This window comes from Pseudomonas sp. CVAP#3, from assembly GCF_018986375.1.
In the GTDB taxonomy this organism is placed as follows: Bacteria; Pseudomonadota; Gammaproteobacteria; order Pseudomonadales; family Pseudomonadaceae; genus Aquipseudomonas; species Aquipseudomonas helvetica.
In genome coordinates, this window is sequence record NZ_JAHMSC010000004.1 from 445,221 (window position 1) to 463,575 (window position 18,355).

Consider the following 18,355-nt stretch of genomic DNA (forward strand, 5'->3'; position numbering starts at 1 on the left):
TTAAAAGACCACAGCCGCCGGCAACTCCTATGGGCTTACTCTTCTTCTTTGACCGGGGCGGGTGGCGGACGCAAGCCGATTTCCGCAGTCAGCTTGAGCTCCTTGCCGTTGCGCATGACCTGAACGGTGACCTTGTCAGTCGGTTTGATCCGCGCCACCTGGTTCATTGAACGGCGGCCATCGCCGGCTGGTTCGCCATCAATGCTGAGGATCACATCGCCCAATTGCAGACCGGCTTTTTGTGCCGGGCCGTCGCGGAAAATCCCCGCAACGACAATTCCCGGACGCCCGGACAGGCCATACGATTCCGCCAGTTCCTGACTCAATGGCTGCACTTCAATCCCCAACCAGCCGCGAATCACCTGACCGTGTTCGATGATAGATTTCATGACTTCCATCGCCAGCTTGATCGGAATCGCGAAACCAATGCCTTGTGAGCCGCCGGACTTGGAGAAAATCGCGGTATTGATCCCGGTGAGGTTGCCGTTGGCGTCTACCAGCGCACCGCCGGAGTTGCCCGGGTTAATCGCGGCGTCGGTCTGGATGAAGTCTTCGTAGTTGTTCAGGCCCAACTGATTGCGCCCGGTGGCGCTGATGATGCCCATGGTCACGGTCTGGCCGACGCCAAACGGGTTGCCGATGGCCAGCGCGACATCGCCGACGCGGATGTTTTCCGAGCGGCCGACGGTAATCGACGGCAGGTTCTTCAAATCGATTTTCAGCACCGCGAGGTCGGTTTCCGGGTCGCTGCCGATCACGCGAGCCAGGGTTTCACGACCATCCTTGAGCGCGACGACGATCTGGTCGGCGCCGGCGGTCACGTGGTTATTGGTCAGCAAATAACCTTCAGGGCTCATGATCACCCCGGAACCGAGGCTCGACTCCATGCGCTTCTGCTTGGGCGCGTTGTCGCCGAAGAACCGCCGGAATTGCGGGTCTTCAAACAACGGATGGCTGGTTTTGTTGACCACTTTGGTGGTGTAGAGGTTGACCACTGCCGGTGCGGCAATGACCACGGCATCGGCGTAAGACACCGGCCCCTGTTGGGTCTGAGTGGTTTGTGGGGCTTGTTGCAGGTTCACATCCAGGCTTGGCAGCCCGACCCATTGCGGATAGCGCTGGATGATCAATAACGCGATAAGCACGCCGGCCAGCAGCGGCCAGCCGAAAAAACGCAGACCCTTGAACATTGAACAAATCCTGGGAGGTTACGGAGGGCCGCCTGTGGCCCATAATGTCGCGCATTATACGAGGCCGCGCGCGCCTCTGAACGGGATATTTAGGAGTCTTTTATGGCCGTCGCCCTGAGCACCCTGGTAGAAGAAGCGGATCGTTACCTTGCCAGTTCGCGGATTGCCGACTATTGCCCCAATGGCCTGCAAGTCGAAGGTCGGCCGCAGGTCATGCGTATCGTCAGCGGCGTCACGGCCAGCCAGGCGTTGCTCGATGCCGCGGTCGAAGCCAAGGCCGATCTGGTGCTGGTACACCACGGCTACTTCTGGAAAGGCGAAAACCCCTGCATCACCGGTATGAAGCAGCGTAGGCTCAAAACCCTGCTCAAGCACGATATCAGCCTCCTGGCTTATCACTTGCCGCTGGATTTGCACCCGGAAGTGGGCAACAACGTGCAATTGGCTCGCCAACTGGACATTACTGTCGAAGGCCCGCTGGACCCGGAAAACCTCAAAGTGGTCGGGCTGGTCGGCTCGTTGGCCGAACCTATGACCGCGCGCGACTTTGCCCGTCATGTGCAAGAGGTCATGGGCCGCGAGCCGTTGCTGATCGAGGGCAGCAAAATGGTCCGGCGCGTCGGCTGGTGCACGGGTGGTGGCCAGGGCTATATCGATCAGGCGGTGCAGGCCGGTGTCGACCTGTACCTGAGCGGTGAAGCGTCCGAGCAAACCTTCCATAGCGCCCGGGAAAACGACATCAGCTTCATCGCCGCCGGTCATCACGCCACCGAACGCTTCGGTGTACAGGCGCTGGGGGATTATCTGGCTCGACGGTTTGCCCTTGAACACATTTTCATCGATTGCCCGAATCCGATTTGATAACCGAAAATCAACGGAGGGAGCGGGCCTGCGGCGCCCGAACGAGCAGGTATATTCATATGCTCTTTCGATCTAGTCGGTGTCCTGATTAGAAGAGGTCGCTGTGCTAGCATTCGCCGCTCGAACACGGCCCGCTGGCCGTTCATAAGAAAGCTTTCGTGAGTAGCCATGGTCGACAAACTGACGCATCTGAAACAGCTGGAGGCGGAAAGCATCCACATCATCCGCGAGGTGGCCGCCGAGTTCGACAACCCGGTGATGCTGTACTCCATCGGTAAAGACTCCGCCGTGATGCTGCATCTGGCACGCAAGGCGTTCTTCCCGGGCAAGCTGCCGTTTCCGGTGATGCACGTCGACACCCAATGGAAATTTCAGGAGATGTACAGCTTCCGCGACAAGATGGTCGCAGAGCTGGGCCTTGACCTGATTACCTACGTCAACCCGGAAGGCGTGGCTCAAGGGATCAACCCCTTCACCCACGGCAGTGCCAAGCACACCGACATCATGAAGACCGAAGGCCTGAAACAGGCTTTGGACAAGTACGGCTTCGACGCAGCCTTCGGTGGCGCGCGCCGCGATGAAGAGAAATCCCGCGCCAAAGAGCGCGTGTACTCGTTCCGCGACAGCAAGCACCGCTGGGACCCGAAAAACCAGCGCCCGGAGCTGTGGAACGTCTACAACGGCAAGGTCAACAAAGGCGAATCGATCCGCGTATTCCCGCTGTCGAACTGGACCGAGCTGGACATCTGGCAGTACATCTACCTTGAAGGCATCCCGATCGTTCCGTTGTACTTCGCCGCCGAGCGCGAGGTCATCGAGAAGAACGGCACGCTGATCATGATCGACGACGAGCGCATCCTCGAGCACCTGAGCGAAGAAGACAAAGCCCGCATCGTCAAAAAGAAAGTGCGTTTCCGTACCCTTGGCTGCTACCCGTTGACGGGCGCGGTGGAGTCCGAGGCCGAAAGCCTCACGGACATCATTCAGGAAATGCTCCTGACGCGAACTTCCGAGCGCCAGGGCCGGGTCATCGATCACGATGGCGCTGGCTCGATGGAAGACAAAAAACGTCAAGGCTATTTCTAAGGGGCTGTCATGTCGCACCAATCTGATTTGATCAGCGAGGACATCCTCGCCTACCTGGGCCAGCACGAACGTAAAGAGCTGCTGCGCTTTCTGACTTGCGGTAACGTCGACGACGGCAAGAGCACCCTGATCGGGCGTCTGTTGCACGACTCCAAGATGATCTACGAAGATCATCTGGAAGCCATTACCCGCGACTCGAAAAAAGTCGGCACCACCGGTGACGACATCGACCTTGCGTTGCTGGTCGACGGCCTGCAGGCCGAGCGTGAACAAGGCATCACCATCGATGTCGCGTACCGCTATTTCTCCACCGCCAAGCGCAAATTCATCATTGCCGACACCCCTGGCCATGAGCAGTACACCCGCAACATGGCCACCGGTGCATCCACCTGTGACCTGGCGATCATCCTGGTCGACGCCCGTTACGGCGTGCAGACCCAGACCCGTCGCCACAGCTTCATTGCCTCGTTGCTGGGCATCAAGCACATCGTCGTCGCCATCAACAAGATGGACCTGAAGGACTTCGATCAGGGCGTGTTCGAGTCGATCAAGGCCGACTACCTGAAGTTCGCTGAAGGCTTGAAGATGAAGCCTACCAGCATGCACTTCGTGCCGATGTCGGCGCTGAAGGGCGACAACGTGGTGAACAAATCCGAGCGCTCGCCGTGGTACACCGGCCAGTCGCTGATGGAAATCCTTGAAACCGTGGAAGTGGCGGGCGACCGTAACTTCACCGACCTGCGTTTCCCGGTGCAGTACGTCAACCGGCCGAACCTGAACTTCCGCGGTTTCGCCGGCACCCTGGCCAGCGGCATCGTGAAGAAGGGCGACGAAGTCGTGGTGCTGCCGTCGGGCAAAAGCAGCCGCGTGAAATCCATCGTCACCTTCGAAGGTGAACTGGAACACGCAGGTCCGGGTCAGGCCGTAACGCTGACCATGGAAGACGAGATCGACATCTCCCGCGGCGACCTGCTGGTGCATGCCGACAACGTGCCGCCGGTCACCGACAGCTTCGAAGCGATGCTGGTATGGATGGCTGAAGAGCCGATGCTGCCGGGCAAGAAATACGACATCAAACGCGCCACCAGTTACGTGCCGGGCTCGATCGCCAGCATCGTCAACAAGGTCGACGTGAACACTCTGGAAGAAGGCCCGGCCAGTGCCTTGCAGCTGAACGAGATCGGTAAGGTCAAGATCAGCCTCGACGCGCCGATTGCCCTCGACGGTTATGAAAGCAACCGCACCACCGGTTCGTTCATCATCATCGACCGCTTGACCAACGGCACCGTCGGCGCCGGCATGATCGTCGCCCAGCCTTTGGCGCATGGCAGCTCCACGCACCATGGAAAATTGGCCCATGTAGCCACCGAAGAGCGTGCCCAGCGCTTCGGCCAGCAACCGGCTACCGTGCTGTTCAGCGGCCTCTCGGGCGCGGGCAAAAGCACCTTGGCCTATGCGGTTGAACGCAAGCTGTTCGACATGGGCCGTGCGGTGTTTGTGCTCGATGGGCAGAACCTGCGTCATGACCTGAACAAAGGTCTGCCGCAGGATCGTGCCGGGCGTACCGAGAACTGGCGTCGTGCGGCTCACGTCGCACGTCAGTTCAACGAAGCCGGTTTGCTGACCCTGGCGGCGTTTGTCGCACCGGACGCCGAAGGCCGCGAGCAGGCCAAGGCGCTGATCGGTGGCGACCGCTTGCTGACCGTTTATGTGCAGGCGTCGCCGATGGTCTGCGCCGCACGTGATCCGCAAGGGTTGTATGCCGCCGGTGGTGACAACATCCCGGGCGATTCCTTCCCGTACGACGTGCCGCTGGACGCCGACCTTGTGGTCGACACCCAGACGCTGTCGCTGGAAGAAAGCGTCAAGCAAGTGCTGGACCTGCTGCGTAAGCGCGGCGCGATCTAAGCTTCACGCGCACTAAAAAGCCCGCAACCGAGTGATCGGTTGCGGGCTTTTTGTTGATCCGCTTTTGTGGCGAGGGAGCTTGCTCCCGCTGGAGCGCGAAGCGGTCCTGAAATCAGCGAACGCATTCTTTCTGTAAGAGTGCGTCGGCTGGTTTTGCGGCCGCTGCGCGACCGAGCGGGAGCAAGCTCCCTCGCCACAGGAAGTCAGCGTTTTCCGGGATACTCGCGATGCATCTGCTCAAGCAGCGCATCCTTGTCTTCCCACAACTGGTTGATCCAGCCCTGGAACTCCAGGCGGTAAACACCATCCTGGTCGTAGTTCTTGCCGATGAACTGCGGCGGGATCTTCAGTTCCTGAAAGTGCACCACCACGTCTTTCACGTTGCCACACAGCAGGTCCCAATAACCGGGGCGCCCGGCCGGGTAGTGAATGGTCACGTTGACGATGGCTTCCAGTTGCTCACCCATGGCGTCCAGCACAAACGCGATACCGCCCGCCTTGGGCTTGAGCAGGTAGCGCAACGGCGATTGCTGCTGTGCATGCTTGCCTTCGGTAAAGCGCGTGCCTTCGACGAAGTTGAAAATCCCCACCGGGTTATGGCGGAACTTGTCGCAGGTCTTGCGGGTGGTTTCCAGGTCTTTGCCTTTCTTCTCCGGGTGCTTTTCCAGATAGGCCTTGGAGTAACGCTTCATGAATGGGAAGCCCAGCGCCCACCAGGCCAAGCCAATCACCGGCACCCAGATCAGTTCCTGTTTGAGGAAGAACTTCAGCGGTCGAATCCGGCGATTGAGCACGTACTGCAACACCATGATGTCGACCCAGCTCTGGTGGTTGCTGGTGATCAGGTACGAGTGTTGATAGTCCAGGCCTTCGAGCCCGCTGAGCGTCCAGCGCGTGTGCCCGAGCAAATCCATCCAGGCCTTGTTGTTGCTGATCCAGGCTTCATGGATGTGGCTCATCAGCCAATCGGTGAAGCGCTGTGCGATGGGGAAGGGCAGTAGCAATTTGAAGATTGCCACGACAAACAGCGGTGTGCAGCAGACGATCGTGTTCAGCGCCAACAACAGCGAGGCGATCACGCCTCGCAAGGGGGCAGGTAGAGAATCCAGCATTTAAACATCCATAGGTCGGTTGGCGGCTTGAATCGCAGTCAGGGCAATGGTGTAGACGATGTCGTCGACCTGAGCGCCGCGCGGCAAATCATTTACCGGTTTGCGCAGGCCTTGCAGCATCGGTCCGAGGCTGACGCAGTCGGCGCTGCGTTGCACGGCTTTGTGAGTGGTGTTGCCGGTGTTCAGGTCGGGGAAAATGAACACGGTTGCCCGACCGGCTACCTGACTGTTCGGCGCCAGTTGCCGGGCCACGTCTTCGTTGGCCGCGGCGTCGTACTGCAACGGCCCGTCGATCAGCAGCGCGTTCTGCGCTTCGTGGGCGAGCAAAGTGGCTTCGCGGACTTTCTCGACTTCTTCGCCGCTGGCCGATTCGCCGCTGGAGTAGCTGAGCATCGCCACTCGTGGCGTGATCCCGAAGGCGGCGGCAGAGTCAGCACTTTGCAGGGCGATCTCGGCCAGTTCACTGGCGCTCGGGTGCGGGTTCATGATGCAGTCGCCGTAGACCAGCACTTCCTCCGGGAACAGCATGAAAAACACCGACGACACCAACGTGCAGCCGGGTGCGGTCTTGATCAGTTGCAATGCCGGGCGAATGGTATTGGCGGTGGAGTGGATGACCCCGGACACCAGTCCGTCGACTTCATCCAGCGCGAGCATCATGGTGCCGATCACCACGGTGTCTTCCAGCTGTTGCTCGGCCATTGGCGCGTTGAGGCTTTTGGTCTTGCGCAACGCGACCATCGGCTCGACATACCGCTGACGGATCAGGTCCGGGTCGAGAATCTCCAGGCCCTCAGGCAACTCGATGCCCTGTGCGCGCGCGACTGCTTGCACGTCTTCGGGTTTGGCCAGCAACACGCAGCGAGCAATGCCGCGTGCCTGGCAGATCGCCGCCGCCTGTACCGTCAAAGGTTCGCTGCCTTCTGGCAGGACGATGCGCTTGTTGGCAGCCTGGGCGCGCTGGATCAGTTGATAGCGGAACACCGCTGGCGACAGGCGCATTTCACGCGGCGTGCCGCAGCGCTGGTGTAGCCAGTTGGCGTCGAGGTGGCTGGCGACGAAATCGGTGATGATCTCCGCACGCTCGCGGTCGTCGATCGGGATTTCCTTGTTCAAACCGTTCAACTGGTTGGCGGTTTCGTAGGAGCCAGTGCTCACCGACAACACCGGCAGACCGGCCTGCAAGGCGCCTCGGCAGAGGTCCATGATCCGTGGGTCGGGCAGGGTGCCGCTGGTCAGCAGCAGCCCGGCCAGCGGCACGCCGTTGATCGCGGCGAGGCTGACGGCGAGGATGATGTCGTCGCGATCGCCGGGGGTTACCACCAGCACGCCGGGCTTGAGCAGTTCGACCGTGTTGCGCATGGTGCGGGCGCAAATGATGATCTTGCTCATGCGCCGGGTTTCATAGTCGCCGGCATTGAGCACCTGAGCGCCCATCAAGTCCGCGACGTCACGGGTGCGCGGGGCGTTCAGTTCCGGCTGGAACGGAATGCAGCCAAGCAGCCGGAAGTCGCCGCTGCGCAGCAAGGGCGAGTGTTCCTTCAGGCGCGCGGCGAAAGCCTCCATGCTTTCATCGGTTTTGACTTTGTTGAGAATCACGCCGAGCACTTTCGGGTCTTTTGGACCGCCAAACAATTGCGCTTGCAACTCGACCCGGCCAGACAATTCGGTGAGCACTTCGTTTTCCGGTGCCGAAACCAGAATCACCTCGGCATCCAGGCTTTTCGCCAAGTGCAGGTTGACCCGCGCGGCGTAGCTGGCGCTGCGGGTCGGGACCATGCCTTCGACGACCAGCACGTCTTTGCCGATGGCGGCTTGCTGGTACAGGGTGATGATTTCTTCCAGCAACTCATCCAGCTGACCGTCGCCGAGCATCCGCTCGACGTGAGCCAGGCCCAGCGGCTGCGGCGGCTTCAGGCCGTGGGTGCGGGCCACCAGTTCGGTGGAACGTTCAGGGCCGGTGTCGCCAGGGTGCGGCTGGGCAATCGGTTTGAAGAAACCGACTTTCAACCCGGCTCGCTCAAGGGTACGTACCAGCCCGAGGCTGATGGAGGTCAGACCCACACCAAAATCGGTGGGCGCGATAAAAAAAGTTTGCATGCGGATTCTCTGGAGGTGCATGGCAAGGGTGAACGCCTATGACTGGCCTTCTACCGATATTTCAGACGTCAAGGTTATCGCTAACCGAGCCCTGAGCGCACCAACCGCAATCAAAGGGTTGGCCTATTTTTTCAATACGCCTGGCGGGGTCCAGAACCCAGCTTCGTGATTGCCAGGGTGGCTGGTGGCGCAGATGCTGGGTATGGCCGCAGGAAAGCTCTACAACCCAGTGTCCATCCTCGTCCTGATGGAAGCCCTGGATCGTCGACCCTGCCGAAGCGACCCGTCCGTCAGGGTTCTGTTCGCTTTCGGGCGTTTGCTTCGCTAAACTGGGTCTTTCTATATTCTTATGCAAAAGGTCTCGCCCCATGCTGATCGCCGCCAATAAGGCTGTCTCCATCGACTATACCCTGACCAACGACGCTGGTGAGGTCATCGACAGCTCCGCCGGCGGCGCACCGCTGGTGTACCTGCAAGGCGCAGGTAACATCATCCCGGGCCTGGAAAAAGCCCTGGAAGGTAAAGCAGTCGGTGACGAACTCAACGTCGCCGTAGAACCTGAAGATGCCTACGGTGAATACGCTGCCGAACTGGTCAGCACCCTGAGCCGCAGCATGTTCGAAGGCGTCGACGAACTGGAAGTGGGCATGCAGTTCCACGCTTCCGCGCCAGACGGCCAGATGCAAATCGTCACCATCCGTGATCTGGACGGCGACGACGTGACCGTTGACGGCAACCACCCGTTGGCCGGTCAGCGTTTGAACTTCCAGGTCAAGATCATCGACATCCGTGACGCCAGCCAGGAAGAAATCGCTCATGGTCACGTCCATGGCGAAGGTGGCCATCACCACTGATTTTCTGCGCTAAGCTTCGAGAACTGGAGAGGCGCCCGAGGGGCGCCTTTTTAGTCCGCGGCTGTCCTTGGCGACATCGCCAAGAGGCTGTTTCGAGAAGAACACGGGAAATTTGGAGTTCGTCATGAGTGCTTTTCACGACCTTACATTGAAAGCTTTGGATGGCCAGGAGTTACCTCTGGCGCCCTTCAAAGGGCACGTCGTGCTGGTGGTCAACGTCGCCTCCAAGTGTGGTTTGACCCCGCAGTACGCTGCTCTGGAAAACCTCTACCAGCAATACAAGGGCAAAGGTTTCAGTGTGCTGGGTTTGCCGTGCAACCAGTTTGCCGGGCAAGAGCCAGGCACTGAAAACGAGATCAAAGAGTTCTGCAGCCTCAACTACGGCGTGACCTTCCCGCTATCCAGCAAGCTGGAAGTCAACGGTCACGACCGTCATCAGCTGTACCGGTTGTTGGCGGGCGAGGGCGCAGAATTCCCGGGTGACATCACCTGGAACTTCGAGAAATTTCTCCTCGGCAAAGATGGTCGCGTGCTGGCGCGTTTCTCGCCACGTACTGCGCCGGATGATCCGACGATCGTTCAGGCGATCGAAAAAGCCCTGGTCTGAACCTATCTCCCGCAGGAGTACGGCTTGCCGGCGATAGCAATCTCAAGAACGCCATCGCCGGCAAGCCGTGCTCCTACAGACCCCCCCCAACTGTCTTTTGAACCTTAATCACTGCAATCAATAGTGCTATCCACGGCTGCGCGCACTCCATATTATCGCCGTCATAAACCTCGCCTCTCCATGGAGTGCCGCATGCCCGTCAAAGCCTTGTTCAAACCGTTCAACCTAGGTGTCCTTGAGTTGCCGACCCGTGTGGTCATGGCGCCGATGACCCGGTCGTTTTCACCGGGCGGTGTGCCGAATTCGAAAGTCATCGAGTACTACCGCAGACGCGCCGCCGCAGGTGTGGGCTTGATCATCACCGAGGGCACCACGGTTGGCCACAAGGCTTCCAACGGTTACCCGAACGTCCCGCATTTTTACGGCGAAGCGGCGTTGGCCGGCTGGAAAAAAGTCGTTGATGCGGTCCACGCCGAAGGCGGCAAGATCGTTCCGCAGTTGTGGCACGTCGGCAGCGTACGGCGCATCGGCACCGAGCCGGATGCGAGCGTGCCGGGCTACGGGCCATCGGAAAAACTCAAGGACGGTCAGGTCGTGGTTCACGGCATGACCCAACAAGACATTCAGGACGTGATTGCGGCCTTCGCCCAGGCCGCCAAAGACGCGCAGAGCATCGGCATGGACGGTGTGGAGATTCACGGCGCCCACGGCTATCTGGTCGACCAGTTCTTCTGGGAAGGCAGCAACCAGCGCACCGACGAATACGGTGGCAGCCAGGCCAATCGCTCGCGCTTTGCCATTGAGCTGATCCAGGCCGTGCGTGCGGCGGTCGGTGCGAACTACCCGATCATCTTCCGTTACTCCCAGTGGAAGCAGCAGGACTACACCGCACGTCTGGTACAAACCCCGGAGGCGTTGGGCGAATTTCTCCAGCCGCTGTCCGATGCCGGCGTGGATATCTTCCATTGCTCGACGCGGCGTTTCTGGGAGCCGGAGTTCGGCGGCTCCGAGCTGAACCTCGCAGGCTGGACCCGCAAACTGACGGGCAAGCCGACCATTACTGTGGGCAGCGTGGGGCTGGACGGTGAGTTCTTGCAGTTCATGGTCAACACCGACAAAGTCGCGCAACCGGCCAGTCTGGAGAACCTGCTGGAACGTTTGAACAACGAAGAGTTCGACCTGGTGGCCGTGGGGCGCGCGTTGCTGGTCGACCCGGACTGGGCACAGAAAGTCCGCGAAGGTCGCGAGCAGGACATCCTGCCGTTCAGTCGTGAGGCGTTGATGACGCTGGTTTGATCGAATGGGGCATGGCCATCAAAGGCTGTGCCCCGATTTGCACCTCGCAAGCCCCGCGCAACTGTCCTTCAAATTGCTCGACGATTGCCCCCCAGCCCTGCCGACTGGCGTGCTGACGCGCGTTGAGTCGTATGCAGCGCAAGGTTTCTGCTTCTTCCAGCAACCAACGGGCGGTATCGCAAAACGCCTCTTCGTCCCCCGGCATCGCCAACACGCCGTTGTAACCATGGCGAATGTGTTGAGCCGCGGCGGCCTGATCGTAGGCCACCACACCCAATCCGGAGGCCAGGGCTTCCAGCACCACATTGCCGAAGGTTTCAGTCAGGCTCGGAAACAGAAACAGGTCCCCGGACGCGTAGTGACACGCCAGGGCTTCGCCGCGCTGCGAACCACAGAAGATCGCCTCGGGCAGTTCCTTTTCCAGCAGCGCACGCTGCGGGCCATCACCAATCACGATCAGCTTTATTCGTCGTTGTGGATAAGTAGACTGCAAGGCCTGGTAGCAACGTTTGAGCAGACCGAGGTTTTTTTCCTGAGCGAGCCGGCCGACATGAATCAGCGCGATGTCGTCGTTATCCAGCCCCCAGCTTTCACGCAGCGAAGCCAGGCGTTTGGCCGGGTGGAACAGTTGGCTGTCAACGCCACGGGATAGTAGCGCCAGGCGCTCGAAGTGCCGACGCTCCAACTCCATTCGCTGGCTGGCGCTGGGCACCAGGGTCAACTTGGTGCGGTTATGGAACCAGCGCAGGTAATGCGTCAGCAACCGGGTCAACAGCCCGAGGCCGTACTGGTTGGAGTACTGCTGGAAGTTGGTGTGAAACCCGCTCACCACTGAAATACCCAGCCGCCGTGCCGCGCGCAAGGCCGACAAACCCAGTGGTCCTTCGGTGGCGATGTAGAGCACGTCCGGGCGATGACGCTTCCAGCGCCTGAGCAACTTGTGCATCGACGACTGGCCCCATTGCAGCCCCGGATAGCCCGGCAGCGGCCAGCCGCGGCAGAGCAGCAGCTCATCATCACTGAGACGGGTTTGATCGCTGCCCTGGCGCGGTCGCACCAGTTCTACCAGGTGCCCGCGCGCGCGCAGACCCTCGCACAAGCGGCCAAGGGTATTGGCCACGCCGTTGATTTCCGGAGGGAAGGTTTCGGTGATCAGAGTGATATGCAGAGCTGTCGTCATGACCTCAGTGTCGGCTGAGGCCATGTCGCCATTGTGTCAGCGCGATGATGGATTTATGACGATGAGTGCGTTCGACTGCGCTGAGTCTCTAGCTGGCCACCGAGGTATCAAAGGCGTGGTGGGGCATAGCGAACCGAACGAGCGATCAGTGACAGGGATTTATAGTCTGGAGCGGCATTCGGTGAACCCCATGCGCGCTGCCCCAGTGGCAACATCCACTGAATCAGGTGCGACCAGACCTTTTCAGGTGACATGTGCGCCGCTTCGTCGGCCCATATCTGTATGCCTCCCCCCAGCACGGCGGGATGGGCTGGATCTATGACGGTATGCCCAGACCCCGCATCGTCCATGAAAATGTTGGGGCGCCAGTGATCATAAAGACCGTGGGGTGAGTGCAGGGGATGAAAAAGGTTTTCCCAGCCTGGCTTAATGACGAAATAAAAGTCACCGTGGGCATTTAGCACGCTGTACCCGTCATCGATCAACGCTTGCACATTCTTCTCGTTGCGCTTGCTGCCCCAGATACTCCAGCACTTGATTACAACGTTTTTATCCACAGAAATCTTTTGATCTTGTTCAACGACTGCATCGTTCCATATTCGCGCAACCTTGCCTTTTTGCTGCACAAAGCTCGCGACTTCGTTGACGAATTTCCTTACACCATCCCGTGAGTCTGCGTTGGACGGCCCGGAATCTTCCTGCGCGTACCGAGCCAGTTGTGGCGTGTTGTGCCGAGAGACCGGATCGAGGAAGTACTCGTCGGCCTCTAAATTGCAACGGGTGCAATTCGGAAACATATAGAGAAGGTCGCTGATAAGCGCCATGAGAAGTTCGCGAGCGGCCGGGATGCTGAAATCGAGCGCTTTTGGCACGATCGTGTTGTTCGAGAGCTTAAGCTGAAACTCCCGCCTGTTTTGTAGAATCCACTTCATATGCCCAGGCAATTCCATCCCCGGGACGACCTCAATGTGAAGGGCGGTTGCTGCATCGAGGATTTTCTTGAGGTCCTCTGCGCTCCAGGCATCGGGGCTGGCGGTGTCCGGCGCGGAAGGGAAGATGACCCGTACACCCTCATTGTCGGTGAGGTGCAAATACAGGGTGTTGAGCTGGTTCCAGGCCATCTCGTGCAGCAGGTCTATCATCCATTCAGGGCTGTAATACTTGCGGCCTACATCGATCAGCACCGAGCGTTCGGCATAAGCAGGTGCATCAATGACAAGCCCTAGGGCAAGACGGGGCGAAACGAGTGCCGCTTTATACAGGGTCGTTACTGCCAGGGCCATGGCTGCCAGGGTTTTCGCGGTGACGAGGATGGTGTTGGTGATATCGATTCGGTAGGCCTCGGCTTTACCTTTGTCTGGAATCGGAACATTAGCGGTATCCGGGGGGGACAGTATCAGCGCTACATCGCCATTACCCGGCTGGGGGGGGGGCCCTGGCACGAGCTCAATGGTGGGCTGCTTTGGGAGTCTGGCGGCGAGGGCGAAGCCGAATGCCAACCGTGTCGCCAAAGGACGCAGGCTCTCATCGACGATGAGGATGCGCGTACTTGCGCTGATTTCGTAGCCAAAACCGGCTGTAGTTTCAGCGTGCCGTACGGCCGGACTCAGGTCGGTCCAGGGAAAACTCGTGTTTTGATTTCCGTTAGCGAGAGTGTTGGAGGCCACTTTGGGGGCGGTGACGGGGCTTTGGATGGACGTTGTCATTGAACCGGTTCTCCATAAATTGAGATCGTGACTCATCCCTGAATGCTTGAAGGTTCTTGACGTGGGTGAGCCCTCGCGACTCATTGGATACCTGATGCTTGAGGCTGGCTACTGTAAGAAGTAACAGGTTGGGGTAAAAAAAATCGCTAAAAAATACCGGTCATCTGCTTTATGGATTGTTAGCAAGATGATGCGCAGAGATGAGTTATGGGAGGGGCTATCAGCTTCACTTGCGGGATACTGATATGGATTGCCGTTCGTCTGGACTGTCAGTTTTTACAGGTGGTTTTACTTTCGTATTGACGATAGAAATTGTCCTGAAACCGCAGGCAATGGTGCCGCACGCAGGAGTATTAATGATGACAGGCGAAACGAAAAAACCGTTGAGTTTAAAGAAAACCGCTGGGACCAAGCCTCCTCTGCCGACGATTGTAAGTCCTGCAGAAGGAAGTCAGCACACTCTGGGTCGTGTGTTTGTTGAGGGATGCTGTTTGTGGGGCGCGGCAGTTGAGGTGCTGAACCATGACGACAGTAAGTTGGACGATGCCAAGGTGAAGGGTGATATCTGGTCTTACAGTCGCAACTGGGGCGCAGGCACAAAGCATGTCAAGGCCAGGCAGATTGTTAACGGTGTGGCTTCCGACCCAACGAAAGAACTTAAGTTCTACGTCTCTCCACCACGCACTGCGCCGACGATTACTTCACCAAAAGACGGAAGCCGTTACCCCGTAGGTAATGTGAGGATCGAGGGCAACTGTGCGGCGGGAACGACTGCCGTTAATGTGCTGAGCCATGACAGTAGTCCTCTAGGCGAAGCCACGGTGAACGGTACTCAATGGTTTTACGACCGCGTCTGGAATGCCGGTGACAAGCACGTCAAAGCGACGCAAGTCGTGAACGGTGCGACGTCTGACGCAAGCGGCATGATTGAGTTCATCGTGGGGTAGTACTCCACTCGGAGCGGACATCACGCCGGGTTGTTTTTCTGCGGCAAGGGGGCAAGCTCCCTTACCGGAGGTTCTTTGCCGACTTCCCCCGGGAAAAGATAAAAACCTTTAATGACAGACCTTCATCTGCAATTGATTGCCTGATCGTGCCAGTCTGCTACTCAAACGACGTCTGTCATTGGGCGGGTGTTACCAGCGCCTCAGCCCCACGTTCACGCACCCAAAACAACGTCGCCCCAGCCACGGCCGCCGGCATCATCAGGACGTTGACCAGCGGAATCAGCAGCGCCAGATAAACGATGCCGCCGAAGCTCATGCTCTGCCAGCGTTTTTGGCGCAGCCAGGCGAGCATCTCGTTCCAGCCGAGTTTGTGGTTATCCGCCGGGTAATCGATGTACTGGATCGCCATCATCCATACGCCGAACAGTAACCACAGCGGTGCAGCGACCAGGTTGACTACCGGGATGAATGAAAGGATCAGCAACGCGAGGGCCCTGGGCAGGAAGTAGCCGAGTTTGCGCATTTCCCGGGCGAACGTGCGCGGGATCATCGCGATCAGTTCGCCCCAACTGAAGGTCGGGAAGTCGTCAGTGCCACGCACCACCACTTCGACTTTCTCCGCGAGAAAACCGTTGAAGGGCGCGGCGATCACGTTGGCGAGCATGGTGAAGGTGAAAAACACCATCAGCGCCACCAGAACCACGAACAGCGGCCAGAGCACATAGCTGAGAAAACTCAGCCAGCTCGGCAGGGAAGGCATCAGGGTATCGACCCACAGGCTGAACTGATGGCCGGCGAAGTAAATCAATCCGACGAACAGCACCAGGTTGATGACCAGCGGCAACAACACGAACAAACGCAGGCCAGGACTCAAGACCAGCTTCAGGCCTTCGCGCAGGTATTGCGGGCCGGACAGAACGGGGGCGGGCATAGCGTGCTCCGAACAATGAGAAAACGCGCCGACCTTACCGGCTTTGCCACACAGGCGAAAGTGCGGTAATGACATCGACATTAACTGTAACAAAGGCGTCTTTAAATCAGCCTCCAGGGGATAGAGACCGCCTATGAGCTGGATTGTTATTCCGTATTTCCTTAATCTTCGCCTCCTCGATACGCTGCACCCACTATTTTTCAGGGCTGTCCAACTACGGCGCTTCCCCAAGTGCTTGCACAGTCCTTTTTTAATTCCAGCCGGTCATCCGGCATTCCGCGCCAGGTGGTACCGGCCGGTCGATAGGAGTGAGTCATGTCTGATGTACGTCATTCGCGAGTGATTATTCTTGGTTCCGGCCCTGCCGGTTACAGCGCTGCGGTCTATGCCGCCCGCGCCAACCTCAAGCCGTTGCTGATCACGGGCATGCAGGCTGGCGGTCAACTGACCACCACCACCGAAGTCGACAACTGGCCGGGCGACGTGCACGGCCTGACCGGCCCGGCACTGATGGACCGGATGAAAGAGCACGCCGAGCGTTTCGAGACCGAAATCGTTTTCGACCACATCAACGCCGTCGACTTCGCCTCCAAGCCGTACACCTTGACGGGCGACAGCGCCACTTACACCTGTGACGCGCTGATCATCGCGACTGGTGCCAGCGCTCGTTACCTGGGCCTGCCGTCGGAAGAAACCTTCATGGGCAAAGGCGTGTCGGCCTGCGCAACCTGCGATGGTTTCTTCTACCGCAACCGTGAAGTGGCCGTGGTCGGCGGCGGTAACACGGCTGTTGAAGAGGCGCTGTACCTGGCCAACATCGCCAGCAAAGTGACCCTGATTCACCGTCGCGAAACCTTCCGCGCCGAGAAAATTCTGATCGACAAGCTGCATGCACGAGTTGCCGAAGGCAAGATCGTCCTCAAGCTGAACTCGACTCTGGACGAAGTGCTGGGCGACAACATGGGCGTGACCGGCGCACGTTTGAAGAACAACGATGGCAGCTTCGACGAGCTGAAAGTCGACGGCGTGTTCATCGCCATCGGCCACACCCCGAACACGTCGCTGTTCGAAGGCCAGCTGACGTTGAAAGACGGTTATCTGGTGGTGCAGGGCGGTCGTGAAGGCAACGCAACGGCGACCAGCCTCGAAGGCATCTTTGCTGCCGGCGACGTGGCTGATCACGTTTACCGTCAGGCGATCACCTCGGCCGGCGCTGGTTGCATGGCGGCCCTGGACGCAGAGCGTTACCTGGACGACCTGCAGAACGCCAAGTTCTGAAATCGTTGAAATGAAAAAACCGGCTTCGGCCGGTTTTTTGTGCCTGTCGATCAGCACGGCAGTGTGGCGAATGAGCTTTTGTGGCGAGGGAGCTTGCTCCCGTTCGGCTGCGCAGCAGTCGTAAAATCTGCGAACGAGTTCTGTCAGATGCAATGAACCGTCTGATTTGCGACCGCTTCGCGCTCGAGCGGGAGCAAGCTCCCTCGCCACAGTGATCGAGTCAATCGCCTGTTAGCGGCGGGTCAGTGGCTGCTGCGTGAATTTCACGCCGGCCAAGCCGTGAGCGATCAACGCGCGGATGTTGCCATGGTCGCTGCCATCCGGCGTAGCAACCACCGAGCGGTAATGCTCACCAAATGCCAGCAGCGCTTCTTCATCGCTCAAGCCTTCCAGCAGCGCCAGGCCCAGGGTCTTGCACGAGCCTTCGTTCTGTCCGGCGGCGTTTTCCACGCCACCATTGTTGAAGGCTTGTGGCTGGTAATCATAGCCAGCGGCAATGAACGCCAGGGTATCGGCGAAGGCGTGTTCACCGCTCTTGAGGCTGGCGCGCAGGGTATTCAGATCAGTCATGGGTTTTTCCTTTGGCGAACGCCGCTTGCTGGTCGGCGCTGGCTTCTTGCTGGTATTGGGCTTTCCACTCGGCGTACGGCATGCCGTAAACCACTTCGCGGGCGTCATCGAGGCTGACCTCGATCTGGCGTTCGTCGGCGGCGGCCTTGTACCACTTGGACAGGCAGTTGCGGCAGAAACCCGAGAGATTCATCAGGTCGATGTTCTGCACATCCTTGCGACTGTCCAGGTGCGCGACCAGTCGGCGGAAAGCAGCAGCTTCAAGTTCCAGGCGTTGTTGTTCGGTCATGATGGGCTCGGTGCTATCAAATCGTGGCGCGGATAATAAAAGCCTGGCGGTTTATGCGCCAGGCACGGTCAGCGACTCGCGGCGAGGGTAATCGATACCGACTCGGCGAAACGCAGGGCGTGGGGTTTGTCGACTTCGACTTCGGCGTAAAGCACGCTTTGGTTGGCCATGATCAAATCGAGTATCTCCTGGGTCAGGCGTTCGAGCAGGGCGAACCGGTTGCCTTCCACATGGGCGATGATCGCCTTGGTAATGGTGCGGTAATTGAGCGCGTGATCGATATCGTTGTCGCGCACGGCGTCTTGCGCGGCATAGAGGATGGTCAGGTTGATCAGCACATCCTGCTTGTTGAGGATTTCGTCCTCATTGATTCCGATGAAGGTCCGTAGACACAGGTCCTTGACCCGAATGCGGGCCATTCCTGGTTGAAGTTGTGGCAT

At 58.9% G+C, this 18,355-nt stretch carries 18 protein-coding genes; 8 read left to right on the forward strand and 10 right to left on the reverse strand.

Going from position 1 to position 18,355, the window contains the following annotated elements:
• Positions 1–35 precede the first annotated feature (35 nt).
• Positions 36–1,190 (reverse strand): Do family serine endopeptidase AlgW, encoded by a 1,155-nt coding sequence (gene algW, locus KRR23_RS10395; protein ID WP_216742421.1) that lies wholly within the window; start codon positions 1,188–1,190, stop codon positions 36–38.
• 102 nt (positions 1,191–1,292) lie between these two features.
• On the opposite strand from algW, the gene KRR23_RS10400 reads away from it, so the two are divergent.
• The 3 genes from KRR23_RS10400 to cysN all read left to right on the forward strand — a co-directional run bounded on the left by KRR23_RS10400 (position 1,293) and on the right by cysN (position 5,045).
• Entirely contained in the window at positions 1,293–2,051 is a 759-nt protein-coding gene (locus tag KRR23_RS10400; RefSeq protein ID WP_123582635.1) for a Nif3-like dinuclear metal center hexameric protein, read from the forward strand.
• A gap of 168 nt (positions 2,052–2,219) precedes the next feature.
• Positions 2,220–3,137, forward strand: a complete 918-nt coding sequence (gene cysD / locus KRR23_RS10405) for a sulfate adenylyltransferase subunit CysD (RefSeq protein WP_216742422.1) — start codon at positions 2,220–2,222, stop codon at positions 3,135–3,137.
• A 9-nt stretch (positions 3,138–3,146) separates the two neighbouring features.
• Positions 3,147–5,045, forward strand: a complete 1,899-nt coding sequence (gene cysN, locus KRR23_RS10410) for a sulfate adenylyltransferase subunit CysN (RefSeq protein ID WP_216742423.1) — start codon at positions 3,147–3,149, stop codon at positions 5,043–5,045.
• A gap of 203 nt (positions 5,046–5,248) precedes the next feature.
• On the opposite strand, the gene KRR23_RS10415 is transcribed toward cysN, so the two are convergent.
• The 3 genes from KRR23_RS10415 to KRR23_RS10425 form a co-directional block, all read right to left on the reverse strand.
• On the reverse strand, positions 5,249–6,157 hold the full coding sequence (locus KRR23_RS10415) for an acyltransferase (protein WP_216742424.1): 909 nt from the start codon (positions 6,155–6,157) through the stop codon (positions 5,249–5,251).
• Positions 6,158–8,257, reverse strand: coding sequence for a phosphate acetyltransferase (gene pta / locus KRR23_RS10420; protein WP_216742425.1), 2,100 nt, complete (start codon positions 8,255–8,257; stop codon positions 6,158–6,160).
• A 61-nt stretch (positions 8,258–8,318) separates the two neighbouring features.
• Positions 8,319–8,657 carry a DUF3565 domain-containing protein gene (locus KRR23_RS10425; RefSeq protein ID WP_216742426.1) on the reverse strand — a complete coding sequence of 113 codons (339 nt, stop codon included), beginning with the start codon at positions 8,655–8,657 and terminating at the stop codon, positions 8,319–8,321.
• Here KRR23_RS10425 and KRR23_RS10430 point away from each other — a divergent pair.
• The 3 genes from KRR23_RS10430 (at position 8,626) to KRR23_RS10440 (ending at position 11,014) form a co-directional block, all read left to right on the forward strand.
• On the forward strand, positions 8,626–9,111 hold the full coding sequence (locus KRR23_RS10430; RefSeq protein WP_216742427.1) for a peptidylprolyl isomerase: 486 nt from the start codon (positions 8,626–8,628) through the stop codon (positions 9,109–9,111). The genes KRR23_RS10425 and KRR23_RS10430 overlap by 32 nt on opposite strands.
• Positions 9,112–9,235: 124 nt before the next feature.
• The gene (locus tag KRR23_RS10435; RefSeq protein ID WP_123582640.1) at positions 9,236–9,718 is read left to right on the forward strand and encodes a glutathione peroxidase; all 483 of its coding nucleotides are present in this window, start codon (positions 9,236–9,238) and stop codon (positions 9,716–9,718) included.
• A gap of 192 nt (positions 9,719–9,910) precedes the next feature.
• A complete protein-coding gene (locus KRR23_RS10440; RefSeq protein ID WP_216742428.1) occupies positions 9,911–11,014 on the forward strand; it encodes an NADH:flavin oxidoreductase in 1,104 nt (367 codons plus the stop codon).
• Here the strand turns inward: KRR23_RS10440 and KRR23_RS10445 are convergent.
• Together KRR23_RS10445 and KRR23_RS10450 are read right to left on the reverse strand one after the other, a co-directional pair.
• Complete coding sequence (locus tag KRR23_RS10445; RefSeq protein WP_216742429.1) at positions 10,983–12,194, reverse strand: glycosyltransferase family 1 protein; 1,212 nt, start codon at positions 12,192–12,194, stop codon at positions 10,983–10,985. The two genes, KRR23_RS10440 and KRR23_RS10445, sit on opposite strands and share 32 nt — an antisense overlap.
• A 107-nt stretch (positions 12,195–12,301) precedes the next feature.
• Positions 12,302–13,900 (reverse strand): family 20 glycosylhydrolase, encoded by a 1,599-nt coding sequence (locus KRR23_RS10450; protein WP_216742430.1) that lies wholly within the window; start codon positions 13,898–13,900, stop codon positions 12,302–12,304.
• 245 nt (positions 13,901–14,145) lie between these two features.
• On the opposite strand from KRR23_RS10450, the gene KRR23_RS10455 reads away from it, so the two are divergent.
• Entirely contained in the window at positions 14,146–14,847 is a 702-nt protein-coding gene (locus KRR23_RS10455; RefSeq protein ID WP_216742431.1) for a hypothetical protein, read from the forward strand.
• 175 nt (positions 14,848–15,022) lie between these two features.
• On the opposite strand, the gene cysZ is transcribed toward KRR23_RS10455, so the two are convergent.
• Complete coding sequence (gene cysZ, locus KRR23_RS10460; RefSeq protein ID WP_216742432.1) at positions 15,023–15,778, reverse strand: sulfate transporter CysZ; 756 nt, start codon at positions 15,776–15,778, stop codon at positions 15,023–15,025.
• A gap of 315 nt (positions 15,779–16,093) precedes the next feature.
• Between cysZ and trxB the strand changes: the two genes are divergently transcribed.
• Positions 16,094–17,056 (forward strand): thioredoxin-disulfide reductase, encoded by a 963-nt coding sequence (gene trxB / locus KRR23_RS10465; protein WP_054593967.1) that lies wholly within the window; start codon positions 16,094–16,096, stop codon positions 17,054–17,056.
• Between the two features lie 231 nt (positions 17,057–17,287).
• Here trxB and KRR23_RS10470 read toward each other — a convergent pair whose 3' ends face one another.
• The 3 genes from KRR23_RS10470 to folX form a co-directional block, all read right to left on the reverse strand.
• Positions 17,288–17,626: a HopJ type III effector protein gene (locus KRR23_RS10470; RefSeq protein ID WP_216742433.1), complete on the reverse strand. Its 339-nt coding sequence runs from the start codon at positions 17,624–17,626 to the stop codon at positions 17,288–17,290.
• Positions 17,619–17,915 carry a DUF1244 domain-containing protein gene (locus KRR23_RS10475; protein ID WP_054593959.1) on the reverse strand — a complete coding sequence of 99 codons (297 nt, stop codon included), beginning with the start codon at positions 17,913–17,915 and terminating at the stop codon, positions 17,619–17,621. The genes KRR23_RS10470 and KRR23_RS10475 overlap by 8 nt, the downstream gene beginning before the upstream one ends.
• A gap of 68 nt (positions 17,916–17,983) precedes the next feature.
• The gene (folX, locus tag KRR23_RS10480) at positions 17,984–18,355 is read right to left on the reverse strand and encodes a dihydroneopterin triphosphate 2'-epimerase (RefSeq protein WP_054593958.1); all 372 of its coding nucleotides are present in this window, start codon (positions 18,353–18,355) and stop codon (positions 17,984–17,986) included.

Coding starts and splice junctions, on each gene's coding strand:
- algW (WP_216742421.1), bottom strand. CDS start 1,190: ATGTTCAAGGGTCTGCGTTTTTTCGGCTGGCCGCTGCTGGCCGGCGTG.
- KRR23_RS10400 (WP_123582635.1), top strand. CDS start 1,293: ATGGCCGTCGCCCTGAGCACCCTGGTAGAAGAAGCGGATCGTTACCTT.
- cysD (WP_216742422.1), top strand. CDS start 2,220: ATGGTCGACAAACTGACGCATCTGAAACAGCTGGAGGCGGAAAGCATC.
- cysN (WP_216742423.1), top strand. CDS start 3,147: ATGTCGCACCAATCTGATTTGATCAGCGAGGACATCCTCGCCTACCTG.
- KRR23_RS10415 (WP_216742424.1), bottom strand. CDS start 6,157: ATGCTGGATTCTCTACCTGCCCCCTTGCGAGGCGTGATCGCCTCGCTG.
- pta (WP_216742425.1), bottom strand. CDS start 8,257: ATGCAAACTTTTTTTATCGCGCCCACCGATTTTGGTGTGGGTCTGACC.
- KRR23_RS10430 (WP_216742427.1), top strand. CDS start 8,626: ATGCTGATCGCCGCCAATAAGGCTGTCTCCATCGACTATACCCTGACC.
- KRR23_RS10425 (WP_216742426.1), bottom strand. CDS start 8,657: ATGGAGACAGCCTTATTGGCGGCGATCAGCATGGGGCGAGACCTTTTG.
- KRR23_RS10435 (WP_123582640.1), top strand. CDS start 9,236: ATGAGTGCTTTTCACGACCTTACATTGAAAGCTTTGGATGGCCAGGAG.
- KRR23_RS10440 (WP_216742428.1), top strand. CDS start 9,911: ATGCCCGTCAAAGCCTTGTTCAAACCGTTCAACCTAGGTGTCCTTGAG.
- KRR23_RS10445 (WP_216742429.1), bottom strand. CDS start 12,194: ATGACGACAGCTCTGCATATCACTCTGATCACCGAAACCTTCCCTCCG.
- KRR23_RS10450 (WP_216742430.1), bottom strand. CDS start 13,900: ATGACAACGTCCATCCAAAGCCCCGTCACCGCCCCCAAAGTGGCCTCC.
- KRR23_RS10455 (WP_216742431.1), top strand. CDS start 14,146: ATGGATTGCCGTTCGTCTGGACTGTCAGTTTTTACAGGTGGTTTTACT.
- cysZ (WP_216742432.1), bottom strand. CDS start 15,778: ATGCCCGCCCCCGTTCTGTCCGGCCCGCAATACCTGCGCGAAGGCCTG.
- trxB (WP_054593967.1), top strand. CDS start 16,094: ATGTCTGATGTACGTCATTCGCGAGTGATTATTCTTGGTTCCGGCCCT.
- KRR23_RS10470 (WP_216742433.1), bottom strand. CDS start 17,626: ATGACTGATCTGAATACCCTGCGCGCCAGCCTCAAGAGCGGTGAACAC.
- KRR23_RS10475 (WP_054593959.1), bottom strand. CDS start 17,915: ATGACCGAACAACAACGCCTGGAACTTGAAGCTGCTGCTTTCCGCCGA.
- folX (WP_054593958.1), bottom strand. CDS start 18,355: ATGCCACAACTTCAACCAGGAATGGCCCGCATTCGGGTCAAGGACCTG.